The organism is Streptomyces axinellae (assembly GCF_039532135.1).
Lineage (GTDB): Bacteria > Actinomycetota > Actinomycetes > Streptomycetales > Streptomycetaceae > Streptomyces > Streptomyces axinellae.
Genome location: NZ_BAAARJ010000007.1, coordinates 378,452 through 392,611 on the forward strand (window position 1 = coordinate 378,452; position 14,160 = coordinate 392,611).

Sequence of the window (14,160 nt, forward strand, 5' to 3'; positions counted from 1 at the left end):
CCGCCTGTCCTGGCTGGCCGCCGGGCTGTGCTGGTTGAGTCGCCTGTGCTGGCCGGGGCCGCTCGCGACGGGCTGCCGGAGCGGTCCGGGGGCGCTCCTGGGCCGCCCGGGGCCCCGCTGTCCCGTGAAAACCCCCGGCCCTCAAGGACCCGTACAGGGACAATGAGGAGGTGCGGTATCTGATCCTGGGGGCCAGCGAGGTCCACGACGAGGCGGGGCGCGCCCTCCCGCTGGGCGGGCAACGCCTCCGGGCACTGCTCGCCGCGCTCGCGCTGCGGGCGAACAGCCGCGCCCCGGTGTCTCCCGAAACCCTGATCAGCGAGGTGTGGGCGGATACCGAGCCCGACATGCTGCCCGACAACGCCCCCGCCGCACTCCAGGCGCTCGTCGGCCGCCTGCGCAAGATCATCGGCAAGGACGCCGTCCTCTCCTTCCCCGGCGGCTACCGGCTGCGTACGGACCCGGAGGCCGACGACGTCGATCTGCTGCGCTTCGAACGACTGGCCGCACAGGGCGAGCGTGCCCTGGACGACGGCGACCCCGCGACGGCCGCCACCGTGCTGCGCGAGGCACTCGACCTGTGGCGCGGCCCCGCCCTCGCCGACCTGCCCGACCGCGCCTCCTCCGCGGCCCGCGCCGAGGCCCTGCGCCAGACGGCTCTCCTCCGCCGCCTCACCGCGGACCTCGCCTTGGGCCGCGCCGCGCGCATCCTGCCCGAGCTGCGGGAGCTGGCGGCCGAACGCCCGCTGGACGAACCCCTCCAGTCGCTCTTCATCCGCGCCCTGCGCGACAGCGGCCGTACGGCCGAGGCCCTGGCGGCGTACGAGTCGGTGCGCAAGGACATCGCCCACCGCCTCGGTACCGACCCGGGCCCGGAACTGCGCACGCTGCACGCCCAACTCCTCGACGCGGGTGCGGGTGCGGGTGCGGGCGCGGGCGCGGGTGCGGGTGCGGGCGCGGGCGCGGGTGCGGGTGCGGGCGCGGGCGCGGGCTCCGGCGCCGCCGACGGCGGCCCGCCCTCGCGGCGCCTCCCCGCGCGCGCCGACAGCTTCCCGGTCGGGCGCGCCCGCGACGGCACCGCGAACGGGCGTACGGGGCCGAACCCGAGACCGGATCCGAACCCGAGCCCGAGCCCGAACGGGACCCCGAAACCGGCCCCGGACCCGGCCCCAGAGCTGAGACCGAACGCGAACCTGAACGCGAACGCGAACGCAAAACCGGACCCGGACCCGGACCCGGACCCGGACGCGAACCCGGACCGGAACGCACACGTCCCAGGCGACGGCGAGCCCGCCACCACCCGACCGCGCGACAGCGGCCCCGCAACGCCGGGCACTCCGCGCACCGGCGGCCCGCCGCCCGCTGGTCCGCCGTCCGACGGCACCCCACCAGGTGGCGGCTCCTCCGCCGGCTCCTCGCCCGCTGACCCCCCGGGTGGTGGCCCGTTCACCGGCTCTCGCCCCGACGAGGACCCGCCCCGCCCTGCCCCTCCGCCCGGCAACCTGCGGGCCCGTCTCACCAGCTTCGTCGGGCGGGAGTCCGATCTCGTGACCATCGGCCGGGACCTGTCCCGTTCGCGGCTGGTCACCCTCACGGGGCCGGGCGGCTCGGGCAAGACGCGGCTCGCCGAGCAGGTCGCGGCGACCGCGCGCGAGTCCGCCGCGACGCCGTACCCCGACGGCACCTGGATGGTGGAGCTGGCCCCGCTCGACCATCCCGCCGCCCTCCCCGGCGCCGTCCTCAGCGCGCTGGGGCGGCGCGAGACCGCGCTCTCGACGGCGGCGACGGAGGGCACGCGCTCCCACTCCGGCGACATCGACGCCACGGCCCTGCTCGTCGAACACCTGGAGAATCGTCGTCCGCTCCTTGTACTGGACAACTGCGAGCACCTCATCCACGCCGCCGCGATCCTGGCCGAGACGCTGCTGGGCCACTGCCCCGGCCTCACCGTCGTGGCCACCAGCCGCGAGCCCCTGGGAGTGCCGGGGGAGACGGTCCGCCCGGTCGAGCCGTTGCCGCCCGCCTCCGCGCACCGGCTGTTCGCCGACCGGGGTGCCGCCGCGCGCCCCGGTTTCCGTACGGGCGAGGACCCCGAGGCGGTCGCCGAGATCTGCCGCAGACTGGACGGGCTCCCGCTCGCCATCGAACTGGCCGCAGCCCGGCTGCGTTCGCTGACACCGCGACAGATAGCGGACCGGCTCGACGACCGTTTCCGCCTGCTGACCAGCGGCAGCCGCACCGTGCTGCCCCGTCAGCAGACGCTGCGCGCCGTCGTCGACTGGTCCTGGGACCTGCTCGACGAGCGCGAACGGACGGTCGTACGGCGGCTGTCGGTCTTCGCGGGCGGCTGCACCCTCTCCGCCGCCGAACACGTGTGCGCAGACGATCCCCCGCCCCGGGCCGCCCGGCCCGCCGCCGTGAGGCCCGCAGACCCAGCCCCCTCGGGTCCCGGCCCCGCAGACCCCGCCCCTTCGGACCCCACCCCCTCCGACCCCGTCTCCGCGGACGACATGCTCGACCTGCTCTCCGCCCTGGTCGACAAGTCGATCCTCGTCCCCGATCCACCGCCCGCCCTGTCCGGTACCGGCATGCGCTACCGGATGCTGGAGACCATCCACGAGTACGCCCGCGAGCGCGCCCTCGAACAACCGCGCGACCGTGCGGCGGCCGAGGCCCGGCACACCGAGCAGATCCTCCGCTTCGTCACCGCCGCCGAGCCCCGAATCCGCTCGGCGGAGCAGCTCACGTGGCTGCCCCGCATCGAGGCCGAACTCGACAACGTGCGCGCGGCCCTCCACCGCTGCCTCCAGCGCCGGGACCTGGGCACACTGGTGACACTGGTGCGCTCGGTCGGCTGGTTCTGGTGGCTGCGCAACTACCGCGACGAGGGCGCGCACTGGGTCGAGGCCGTCCTCGGCATGCTGCCGGACAAGGCCGGGGAACGGGACGAGGAAGAGGAACCGCTCTTCCGGGAGTTCCAGCTCCTGGAGTATTTCCTGCTGTCCGAGCACTACACCCAGGAGATGCTCTCCGACCCCCGCCACCAGGCCGTCGCCGCCGAGCTGGTCGAGTCGTTCCAGAAGCCCGGCCCGGCCGCGGCCCGCTTCCCCGGCCTGCTGTGGCCGTTCACCGGATACCTCCTCCAGGGCAACAAGGGCGTCGCCACGCTCATGGACAGCTCCGTCGCCAACTGCCGCCGCTACAGCTCGCCGTGGGAGCTGGCCGTGGCGCTGCTCTTCCGCGCACACGTGCGCATCGACACCCCGGGCGGTCTGCGCGATACGACGGAGGACCTGGCGGAGGTCACCGCGCTCGCCGAGAGCACGGGCGACCGGTGGATGCTGAGCCAGGTGTGCGGACTGCGCGCCGAGATCGCCATCCAGGAGGGCCGCTACGACGACGCGCGCGCAGAGTGCGAGACCGCGCTGCGCTACGCCCAGCAGCTCGGCGCGCTCACCGAGATCCCCGTCCTGCTCGCCCGCATCGCCGATATCTGGTTCCGGCGCGGCGATACGGCCCAGGCCGACAGGCTCGCCCAGCGCGCCATGGAGGACGCCGACCGGCTCGGCATCCGGGACGCGCAGACCTTCGCGGTCTTCCTGCGCTCCGTCGCCGCCGCCGAGGACGGACGGTTCGTACAGGCGCGCGAACTGTACGAGAAGAGCCGCACCTACGCCGCCGTTGGCACGCCGCCCGCGGCCTTCGACATCCTGGCCCAGATGCTGGACGCCCGCATCACCGCGAACGAGGGCGCGACCGGAATCCCCACGGCCATCCGCAAGGCCACCGAGGCGCTGCGCACGGGGCTGGAGAACGAGGTCGCCGAGAGCGTCATCTGCACCGTCCTGCTGACCGCCGGCTATGTCCTGTACCTCGATGGGAGGCACGAGCCGGCCGTCCTGCTCGCCGACGCGGCCCACGTGCTACGCGCCGGACTGCCCGCGAGCGTGCCCGAACTGCGCATGGACGGCACCATCCGCGCCTTCGCCGTCCCCGGACTCCCCGGCGGAGCGCCCCCGGCGCGCGAGCCCGCCCTCACCCCCCGCGCCGCACTCGCACACCTGGAAGCGCTGTGCGCGGACCTGACGGAAGGCGAGCGCTGAACGGGCCGGCCCCCCGAGCGTTGAACGGGCCTGGCCCTGCTACGGAGCGCTGGACGCGGGGAGGGGTCATATCCCCCCGGAGGGCTGGTCGGCCTACCGGCGGTCGGCGGCGTACCCGCGTTCGGCGGCCTACCGGCACGCGATCTGCGACTGCGCCCAGTCCGCCAGTGCGATCCGGTCCACCGGGGTACGCGCTTCCACGACCAGCCGGATCGACGCCGTGCCCGCCAGCGGCACCCGCACCGGGACCGGCGCCTGGCCCCTGCCCACGAACCCGGAGCGCCACAGCCGTGTCCCGTCGCCGTAGACCGAGAAGCGCACCGCGCGCCGCCCCGGCGTCATGTCGTCCACACCGGCGAGCGCCGTGTAGGCGGTGCAGGGTCTGTTGAGGTCGATCGTGACGGAGGAGGGCGTGCGGACGCTGACGCCGTGGCTGTAGCGCTTGTCACCGATATCGAGACCCCAGCGCTGCCACAGCCAACTGCTCCCCACCGTGCGCACGGTGGGGCCCTTGCGTTTGGCGTCCGGACTGAGGAGATCCCACTTCAGCTCGCTCAGCTTGTGCTGCACCGGAGCGGGTTGCGGCGGAGCGGGCTCCGGCGGAGCGGGCTCCGGCGGCGCGGGCTCCGGCGGCGCGGGCGGGGAAGGCGGCGGATCGGGCGGCGGTGTGCCGGGCGGGTCGGCGGGCGGGCGGGGTGAGGGTGTCGGGGGCTTGGGGCGCGGCTTCTCGCGGTCCGCCGGCTCGGTCTCGGGCGGTCGCCCCGGTGCGGGTGCCTCCCGGGTCCGCTCGGGCGGGCCGGGCCTGGTCTCGGGGCCCGGTTCGGGCGGCTTCGGCTTCGGGGCCGGCTTCTCGGGCGGCTGTTCGGCCGTGGGCGGCGCGGACGGCCTGGCCTGGGGCTTCTTGGCGGGCTCGGCATCACCGCCGGCGAGCGCGTACGCGAGGACGGCACCGGCCGCCACCGCCGCCCCCACCCCGATGGCGACCTTCGCGGGCGCCCCCAGCCCCTCGGCCCCCGCCCCACCGGCAGCCCCGCCCCCGGAACCCCCCGCCCCGCCCGCCGCATGGCCACTCGCGGCTCCGGCGGCACCCGCGGCTCCACCCGCCGCGCCCGCACCGGCACCCCCGGCTGCGGCGGCGACTCCGGCCCCGCCCGCGGCGGCAGCCGCGCCGCCCCCGCCGACCAGCGCGGCAAACGCCTTGGCGCCCCCCGCCGTCGCGAACCAGCCGATAAGGGCCACCGGCACCAGAACCCTGATGCCCTCATTCAGGTCCTTGACCTCCAGCGCGGCCTGGCTGCACGCCGGGCACTCCGCCAGATGCCGCCGCAGCCCCCGCTCGGCCCGCGTCCGCAGCCCGCCACGCGCATACGCGCCCAGCCGGTCCGCATACCGCGCGCAGTCGCCCTCCGCCGTACGGGCCTGGCTCACATGGGCCTGGAGGTACGCCTGCTTGAGGTTCTCCCGCGCCCGGTGCGCCGCCGTGGCCGTGGCCCCTTTGGACTTGCCCAGCAGCGGCGCCACCTCCTGCGGCTTGGCGCCCTCGATCGCCGTGTGCCACAGCAGCATCTGGTCGTGCTCGGACAGGCTCTTGAACGCCTGGACGACCAGGGTCTGCTCCGCCTCCTGCATCGCCCGCACATCGGCGCCCAGATCGAGCGTGTCCTCCTCCGAGGCCGCCGCGGCCCCGGCTGCCGACTGCGCGAACACCGCGAAGTCGTCGACCAGCTGCTCCCGCCGGCGGGTGCGGGCCCACGCCGCCGCCACATGCCGCACCGAGGCCAGCAGGTAGGCCCGCACCGAGGTCTCGGGCCCCTTGCCGCCGCGCACGGCCTGGAGGGTGCGCGCGAACACCTCGTTCGTCAGGTCCTCCGCCGTGTGCGCGTCACGGCAGCAGGTACGGGCGTAGCGCCGCACCGGGTCCGCGTGCCTGCGGTACAGCTCCTCGTACGCGGCGGCGTCGCCCTCGCGCATGCGGGCGACCAGCAGTGTGTCCGAGGGCCGGTCCGCCGGGTCGTCCCCGGAGCCCGGACCCCGGTCCGGTCCGGAACCCGGGAACGGGCCCCGCCTGCGCTGCTCGGGTACGCCGCCCCCGGCGCGCCGGGGGTGTCCGCCACGGGCGGGGCCGCCTTGCCCGGGTACCTGACGCGCAGGAAGCCCGGCCTCCCGATCCGGTCCCCGTCCCTCGTCAACTCCCATAGCCGCGGCCCCCGTACCCACCGTCACTGCGGAACATCGCGTCAGCGTGCCACAGCCCCACCGAATGAGAACCCGACAAGAACACCAACCACCCGACCGGGGCGATTCGCACGCCCACGCGAACAGCGGTACGGGCCACTGCGTGACCCCCGGCTCCGGCAACGAACCCACTCCCCCCAGCACCAGCCCCTGAGGACACCCCAGCGCCGCCCCGGCCCCACCCGCACTCAGCCCCCGCTCAGCACGGCGGCGGCTCGGCGCGGGAAGGCCCCCACGCGCGGGCCGCCCAGCCGGAGAGGCGGCCCAGCCGGAAGAACAGCCCTGTCCGAGGATCAGTCCTGTCCGGGGAGCAGCCGGCCGAACGGGCAGGCCCGGCCCGAGAAGCGGCTCAGCGGGAGGGGCGAGAGCGCAGCCCTTCCAGCAGGATGTCCAGCAGCCGGGTGGACGCGGCGGCCTGCTGGGCGGCGTCGGGCAGCGAGGGCGCCGCCGTGGCGATCACCAGCAGCACATCCCCGACCGTCACATCCGTCCGCAGCTCACCCGCTTCGCGGGCCCGCTCCACCAGTCTTCCGACCACATCGAGCAGTTCGGCGGCGCCCGGGTCCTCGTCCTGCGCGTCGTAGCCCGCGTCCCGCTCCGGTACGGCGGCGGGTACCTGCCGCTCCACCAGCCGCAGTCCCGGCTGCCCGTCGTGCTCGGGCACGGCCGGGGCGCGCTGGTGCGGCACCCGCGCGGGGCTGTCCATCCAGCCCTCGGCGCGCAGTATCCGAGGCGGCAACAGGCGCCCGGCACCCGAGGCGACGGACGTGCGCAGGAAGCGCGAGAGCGCCGACCACGGCTCCTCCTCCTGCCCCAGCGCCGTGCGTGCCTGCTCCGTCAGCCGTGCGGTCTCCTCCTCCGCTATGCGCCGCACCAGCACGTCCTTGCTCGGGAAGCGGCGGTATACCGTCCCGACACCGACGCGCGCGCGGCGGGCGACGTCTTCCATCGGCGCGCCGTAGCCCAGCTCGCCGAACACCTCTCTGGCCGCACGCAGTACATGTTCCAGATTGCGCTGTGCGTCCACCCGAAGCGGTGTCGAGCGCGGTGTGGCCGGCCCCGCCTCTCCCGCCGGAGCGCCTGCCCCGGCCCCGGCGCCCTGCGGCGCCGCTATCGGACTCCTGTCGCCTCCCGGACCGGTCGCGCCCGGAACGACGCGGCCTTCCGATACGGCAGAGACCGTCGTCGCCAACTGAGAGTCGTGAATACCCTGAATGCGCATGTGTTCCCCCGGTAATCCCATGTCTCCCCCCGGAGACCCCCGCGTGTGCGGCGGGATGCGGTGCACTGGTCGTCACAAGTCGCACCCCGTTGGGATACGAACATAGTTGAGCCCACGAGATGAGAGAAGGGGGCGGTTCCGCCACGGCCTTCCACCCTCTGGCCCACACGCTCGTCCGGCCCCCTCAACGCGCCTCTCACACACCCCGCACGCCCCTTCTGACCTGCGGAGTTCCCACTTCTCACAGGACTGGAAGCACAAGCCGTGTCCGGCGCACGGCAGTCACATCAATTGATGTTGCCTGTGGACAAACCCGGGGCTGAGGGTGCGTCATGGACGGGTGACGAAGGCCATGAGGGAACCTGCGCACATCCTCGTCGTCGGCGGCGGCTACGTCGGCATGTACACCGCCCTGCGCCTGCAGCGCAGGCTCAGGCACCAACTGAGAGCGCGGCCGGACGGCAGCGCTGACGTCACGATCACGGTCCTGGACCCGGATCCGTACATGACGTACCAGCCCTTCCTGCCCGAGGCCGCCGCGGGCTCGATCTCCCCGCGCCACGTCGTGGTGCCGCTGCGCCGCGTGCTGCCCGCGTGCCGCATCATCGTCGGCGAGGCCCGCAGCATCGACCACGAGCGCCGCGTCGCCCACATCACCACCCTCGCCACGGCGGACGCCGACGCGGACGCCGCACGCGCGACCGGCTCGGCCGAAAGAGGTACCGGTGGCGGGGGCAGCAGGGCAGGCAGGGCCGATGCCCCGGCCGTCCCCAGCACTCTCGAACTCCCGTACACCGAACTGGTCCTCGCCCCCGGCTCCGTCTCCCGCGTCCTCCCGGTGCCCGGGCTCGCCGAGCACGGCATCGGCTTCAAAACCGTCGAGGAGGCCATCGGCCTGCGCAATCACGTGCTCGAACAGCTCGACATCGCCTCCTCCACCCGCGACCCCGCCGTCCGGGACGCCGCGCTCACCTTCGTATTCGTCGGGGGCGGCTACGCGGGGGTCGAGGCGCTGGCCGAACTGGAGGACATGGCCCGCTACGCCTGCCGCTATTACCACAACATCTCGGCCGAGGACCTGCGCTTCGTCCTCGTGGAGGCGAGCGACCGGATCCTGCCGGAAGTCGGCGAGGAGATGGGCGCCTACGCGCTGCGCGAACTGCGCGCCCGCAACATCGACGTACGCCTCGACACCCGCCTCGACTCGTGCGAGAAGCGGGTCGCGGCCCTCAGCGACGGCTCCCGCCATCCGACCCGCACCCTCGTGTGGACGGCCGGAGTCAAGCCGCATCCGGTGCTGGCCGCCACCGGTCTGCCCCTCAACGAACGCGGCAGGCTCGTCTGCGAGGCCACGCTCCAGGTGAAGGACACCCCGCACGCCTGGTCGGCGGGAGACGCGGCATCCGTACCCGACCTGGCGGCGGAACCCGGCCCGGCGGCCGTACCCGCCCGCTCCACGGGCCCGGATGCCGAGCCGGGCGCGGCCCCCGAGGCGCCGCCCGGCGCGGAGCCGCCCCCGTGCGCCCCCAACGCCCAGCACGCCGTCCGCCAGGCCCGCCGCCTCGCGGACAACCTCGCCGCTTCGCTCGACGGCAAACCCCTCACCCCGTACCGCCACGCCCATGCGGGCTCCGTCGCATCCCTCGGCCTGCACAAGGGAGTCGCGCATGTGTACGGACATAAGCTCAAGGGCTACCCTGCCTGGTTCATGCACCGCGCCTACCACCTCAGCCGCGTCCCGACGTTCAACAGAAAGTCACGGGTGCTCGCCGAATGGGTGCTCTCCGGCCTCTTCAAGAGGGAAATCGTCTCCCTCGGTTCCCTGGAACACCCCCGCGCCGAGTTCGAACTGGCGGCGGGCACAGGACGGCGCCCCGACGGGAGTTGAGGCGCCAGCGAGGAACTCCCCGCCGGGCAGCGGCGTCTGACGGATGTCGGCACGGTGGGCCACACTGGGCGTGTGACGATGGGTGGGCTCACGTCTGCGAAGAGTGACCCGCGTCAGCACCGGAGTACGAGTACAAGTACGTACGTACGGCCACCCGAGCGCCACCCCGGTGCACGAGGCGCCAAGCACGAAGCACCGAGCACAAGAGCACACCGCACTGTGATCCGCGATCTGAGCGACCGAGCGAACGCAGCGAACCACACAAGGAATCGGACGACGTGAACTTCACGCGCTGGAGCGCCCGACTGCCCGGCACACAGCGGCGCACCGCTGCCGCCCAGGCGGCGATAGAGGCGCGGCAGTCCCCGTCCGACACCGTCATGGCCCAGGACGACTCCCCGGAGGCGGCGGACGGGGCATCCGAAGCCGACCCCGCCTCCCTCCCCGACGCCAAGGTCCCGGCCCCGGGGGCGGATCCGGGATCCTCCCCGGACCGCCAGGACGAGACGACCGGCCAGGCGGTGGTGTCCCAGCCGCAGCCCGGTTCCGGTTCCGGCCCCGGCTCCGGGCAGGAGACGCCCGTCGTCCCGGGCGCGCGCCACCGTCCCCGCTCCGAGCGTCCCGGACGAACGAAGAGCACGAAGGGCGCGGGGAGCACGAAGGGCGCCGAAAACCCCACGCCCGCCGACAGCACCGGCACTTCCGGCACCATCACCGGCACGAGCAGCAGTTCGAGCACCGCCAAGAGCGCCGGGCGCGGCGGCCGGTCCGGGACCGAACCCCAGGCGGACCAGCGCGGCATCGACGCGCTGTCCGTGTACGAACTGCTCGGACAGGTGCCCGCGCTCGCCGCCGTCGTGCACGGCCCCGACCACCGGATCGCCTTCGTCAACGACACCTACGCCGAGGTCTTCGGCCCCCGCCCCACCGGAGCCGCCGCCCGCGAAGCCCTGCCCGAACTGGTCGAACTGGGCCTGCTGCCGCTCATGGACCAGGTATTGCGCAGCGGCCGGCCCCGTACGGTCAAGTCCCGCAAGGTGGCGGGCCATCCCCGTCCCAGCGCCCGCGACACCCGCGACGGCTACTACACCTTCACCTGCACCCCGCTCACCACATCGGGTGACAGCGGCGTGCTGATCTTCGCCGCCGATGTCACCGACCAGGTCGAGGCCGCCGAGCGGCTGCGCGCCAGCGAGCGCCGCCAGCGCGAGGCCGCCGTCACCCTCCAGCGCAGCCTGCTGCCCCAGGAGCTGGAGCAGCCCGACGACCTGCGCGTCGCCGCCACATACCAGCCGGGCGGTACGGAGGCGGCTGTCGGCGGAGACTGGTACGACGTCATCACCCTCGGCGCCGGCCGCACGGCCCTGGTGATCGGCGACGTGATGGGCCGGGGCGTGCGGGCGGCGGCCGTCATGGGCCAGCTCCGCACCGCCGTACGCGCCTACGCCCGCCTCGACCTGCCGCCCCACGAGGTCCTCCAACTCCTGGACGGCCTCGCCGCGGAGATCGACGCCAACCAGATCGCCACCTGCGTCTACGCCGTACATGACCCGAACGAGGGACGGCTCAGCTACGCGTCGGCCGGCCACGTCCCCGTCCTCGTACGCGACGCCGATGGCACCGTCCACCGCGCCGGGGACCACACCGGACCCCCGCTGGGCACCGGGGGCTGGCTGCACACCTCCGGCAGCCTCCCCCTCGGCCCCGGTTCGACCGCCGTCCTCTACACCGACGGCCTCATCGAACGCCGCGACGCCGACATCGACGAAGGCGTCGAAGCGCTGGAACGCGCGTTCGCCGGAGCCTCGGGTTCCCCCGAGATCATCTGCGACCGGCTGCTGCGCGCCCTCGGCATCACCGCCGAGCACGACGACGATGTGGCGCTGCTCGTCCTCCAGCACCCGGCGCGCACGGGCCCGGACGCCGAACTGTTCCACAACGCGGCGCTCGAACTCCTCGGCGGCACCGAAGCCGCCCCGCGCGCCCGCGCGTTCGCCTCCGGCGTGCTGGCCTCCTGGCGCTTCCCCACCGAGCTGCGCGACCTGGGCGTCCTGGCCGCCAGCGAACTGGTCGCCAACTCCCTCCAGCACGGCACCCCGCCCATGCGGCTGCGCCTGCGCCGCACCGACCGCCGGCTGATCGTCGAGGTCACCGACGGGGACGAGCACCTCCCCCACCGCCGCCGCGCCGAACCGGCCGACGAGGCGGGCCGGGGCATCTCCATCGTCGCCACCATCGCCTCGGCCTGGGGCTCCCGCAGAACGCCGGACGGCGGCAAAGCGGTCTGGTGCGAATTCGCCCTCCCGGGCAGATGACCGACCACACACCCGTGCCCCTCCCCGATGCGACAGCTGCACCAGGGAGGGGCACGGATGTGCGAAGAGCGGTATCCGGGGCCCGGGTCAGGCGGCGGTCGTCACCCGCCCGGCAGGAGCGTTCGCCCCGGAGACCCCGGACCCGGACGCCGCCGCGGACTCGACTCCGGACTCCGCGTCAGGCCCGCCCCGCGCCACCACGACGGAGGCCGGCCGGTCCTGGCCCACGGTGAGGCGCCGGCCCAGGACGAGCGCCAGCACGGCGATCCCCAGCGAGCACAGCACCAGCATCCCGATGTAGACCGACCACGCGCCGGCCGCCGCCATGAGCCCGCCGATCGCCGGCCCCACCGCCAGCGCCAGCTGCTTGACCAGCGCGAACGCCGAGTTGTACTGCCCGATGAACCGCGCCGGCGCCAGATCGGCCACCAGCGGCGCCATGGTCGGCGAGAGCATCGTCTCGCCGACTCCGAACAGCGCGTACGTCCCGATGAGCAGCGCGGTCGCCACCGCCTGCGCCCCCTGCACCAGCCCGGAAGCCCCCGCCGCGAGCCACGCGACGGTCCAGATCAGCCCGACCACCGCGACGACCCGGCTGCGCCGCCGCCGCTCGACCAGCCGCAGCACCACGAACTGCGCGAGCACGATCATGGCGGTGTTGGCGGCCAGCGCGATCCCCAGCGTCGCCGTCGAGATCCGCGTGACCTCCACGGCGTAGGCCGACAGCCCGGACTCGAACTGTCCGTAGCAGGAGAAGAAGACCACGAACCCCAGCACGCACAGCAGCACCATCGAACGGTCCCGCAGCAGCACCCCCCAGCCGGACCCCCGCGCCGTCCCGCCGGAGGAGACCGGCGCACCCGGCTGTTCCGGCCGCGCCACCCGCACCGTGACCAGGACGGCCAGCAGCACGAGGAACATCGTCGCCTCAATGGTGAACAGCAGGGTGAAGCTCGCCGGGTCGCTCTCGTCCACGAGCAGCCCGCCCAGCAGTCCGCCGACGCCGAGCCCCAGGTTGTTGAGGAAGAACTGGGTGGCGAAGGCCCGCGAACGCGTCCTCGGCGTCGAGCACCACACGATCATGGTGGCGAGCGCCGGCTGGAGCACGGCGATGCCGGCGCCCATCAGCGCCGAGGAGGCCAGCACGGTCGGTGCGCTGGTCGACAGCCCGAACCCCAGGGCACCCAGCGCCGCCGAGACCGCTCCGATGAAGACCATCACCAGCGGCCCGCTGCGGTCGATCACCCGTCCGGTGAAGGGCAGCACGACCAGCGCGGCGGCGGCGAACGCGGCCAGTACCGCGCCCGCCGTCCCGTCACCGAGATCGCGCACCCGCGCGACGTATACGAAGAGGAACGGCACCGTGAAGCCGTTGCCGAATGCCGCCAGCGCGTTGCCGAGCTGGATCCGCCGCAGAGCGGCGGCCGTCGCCGTGGTCACACTCACCTGCCTAGATCGTGAAGAGGGTGGATGGGAAGACTTCGAAGCTAAACTTCGATGCTAAAGAATACATAGAGCAAGCGTTTAGGGCCAATGCGTTCCCATGGGATACTCCGCACATGCCGGACCGACAACCGACGCTCGACGAGCAGATCGCGATCTACCAGCGCGAGTACCGCGACCTCGACCCCCAGGTCGAGAAGGTCGTCAACGCGCTCAGCCGCCTCGACCGGCGCATGAGCGTCGCCTACGGCCGCCAACTGGCCACCCTCGGTCTCAGCAGCCCCGAGTGGGAAGTCCTCAAGGAACTGGTCATGGCAGGCAGCCCGTACCAGCTGTGGCCCGGCACGATCGCCAAGCGTCTGGGCCTGACCCCCGCGGCCATGACCCACCGCATCGACCGCATGCTGACCCAGGGACTGGTCACCCGGGAGCGCGACATGGACAACCGGGTCCGCGTCATCATCGGCCTCACCGACACCGGCCGGGAGAAGTGGCTGGAGGTCATGCGCATGGCCTCCGTCTTCGAGGAGGACCTCCTCCAGGATCTCTCCTCCCGGGAACGCGGCCAGCTCGGCGAACTCCTCACCCGCCTCCTGCGCCGCGTCGAGCACGCCCAGCCGGACGCCGGCGGACGCCTGACCGACCTCGACTGAACCGGTACAAGGGCGAGTTGAAGCCGGAACACCCTCAGTTGACACCGCCCCACGTGATCCGTAAGGTTCCCCGGGTTGCCAGGGAGCTGTAGTGGTTCCGTGGCGGCTCTCCCGCCACTCCGGCGGAAACTCTTACTTCAGTACGACTCTCCTTCGCAGGGGTCTTTTCGGCATGCCGAATTGTTCTGCGAAAGGCTCGATTTTGAGCCTGGCGGGGAAATCCTCTAAAGTAAGGGCCAGCCGGAAGGCGCCCCGCCGACAGGGGAAAGTCGGATTCGGAATTCGGGCCGGAAACGGACCG

At 73.5% G+C, this 14,160-nt stretch carries 7 protein-coding genes; 4 read left to right on the top strand and 3 right to left on the bottom strand.

Annotation, left to right across the window (positions count from 1 at the left end; genetic code table 11):
• The first annotated feature begins 170 nt into the window (after nt 1-170).
• Nucleotides 171-4,103 (top strand): AfsR/SARP family transcriptional regulator, encoded by a 3,933-nt coding sequence (locus ABD339_RS13495; RefSeq protein ID WP_344565605.1) that lies wholly within the window; start codon nt 171-173, stop codon nt 4,101-4,103.
• Between the two features lie 129 nt (nt 4,104-4,232).
• Here the strand turns inward: ABD339_RS13495 and ABD339_RS13500 are convergent, their stop codons facing one another.
• Both ABD339_RS13500 and ABD339_RS13505 read right to left on the bottom strand, forming a co-directional pair.
• Entirely contained in the window at nt 4,233-6,299 is a 2,067-nt protein-coding gene (locus tag ABD339_RS13500) for a sigma-70 family RNA polymerase sigma factor (protein WP_425575971.1), read from the bottom strand.
• 388 nt (nt 6,300-6,687) lie between these two features.
• Complete coding sequence (locus tag ABD339_RS13505) at nt 6,688-7,560, bottom strand: TetR/AcrR family transcriptional regulator (protein WP_344565609.1); 873 nt, start codon at nt 7,558-7,560, stop codon at nt 6,688-6,690.
• A gap of 352 nt (nt 7,561-7,912) precedes the next feature.
• Between ABD339_RS13505 and ABD339_RS13510 the strand changes: the two genes are divergently transcribed.
• Both ABD339_RS13510 and ABD339_RS13515 read left to right on the top strand, forming a co-directional pair.
• Entirely contained in the window at nt 7,913-9,448 is a 1,536-nt protein-coding gene (locus ABD339_RS13510; RefSeq protein WP_344565611.1) for an NAD(P)/FAD-dependent oxidoreductase, read from the top strand.
• 278 nt (nt 9,449-9,726) lie between these two features.
• Nucleotides 9,727-11,763, top strand: a complete 2,037-nt coding sequence (locus tag ABD339_RS13515) for an ATP-binding SpoIIE family protein phosphatase (RefSeq protein ID WP_344565613.1) — start codon at nt 9,727-9,729, stop codon at nt 11,761-11,763.
• An 87-nt stretch (nt 11,764-11,850) separates the two neighbouring features.
• Here the strand turns inward: ABD339_RS13515 and ABD339_RS13520 are convergent, their stop codons facing one another.
• Complete coding sequence (locus tag ABD339_RS13520; RefSeq protein WP_344565680.1) at nt 11,851-13,203, bottom strand: MFS transporter; 1,353 nt, start codon at nt 13,201-13,203, stop codon at nt 11,851-11,853.
• A gap of 119 nt (nt 13,204-13,322) precedes the next feature.
• Between ABD339_RS13520 and ABD339_RS13525 the strand changes: the two genes are divergently transcribed.
• Complete coding sequence (locus ABD339_RS13525; protein WP_344565615.1) at nt 13,323-13,859, top strand: MarR family winged helix-turn-helix transcriptional regulator; 537 nt, start codon at nt 13,323-13,325, stop codon at nt 13,857-13,859.
• Nucleotides 13,860-14,160: the final 301 nt, after the last annotated feature.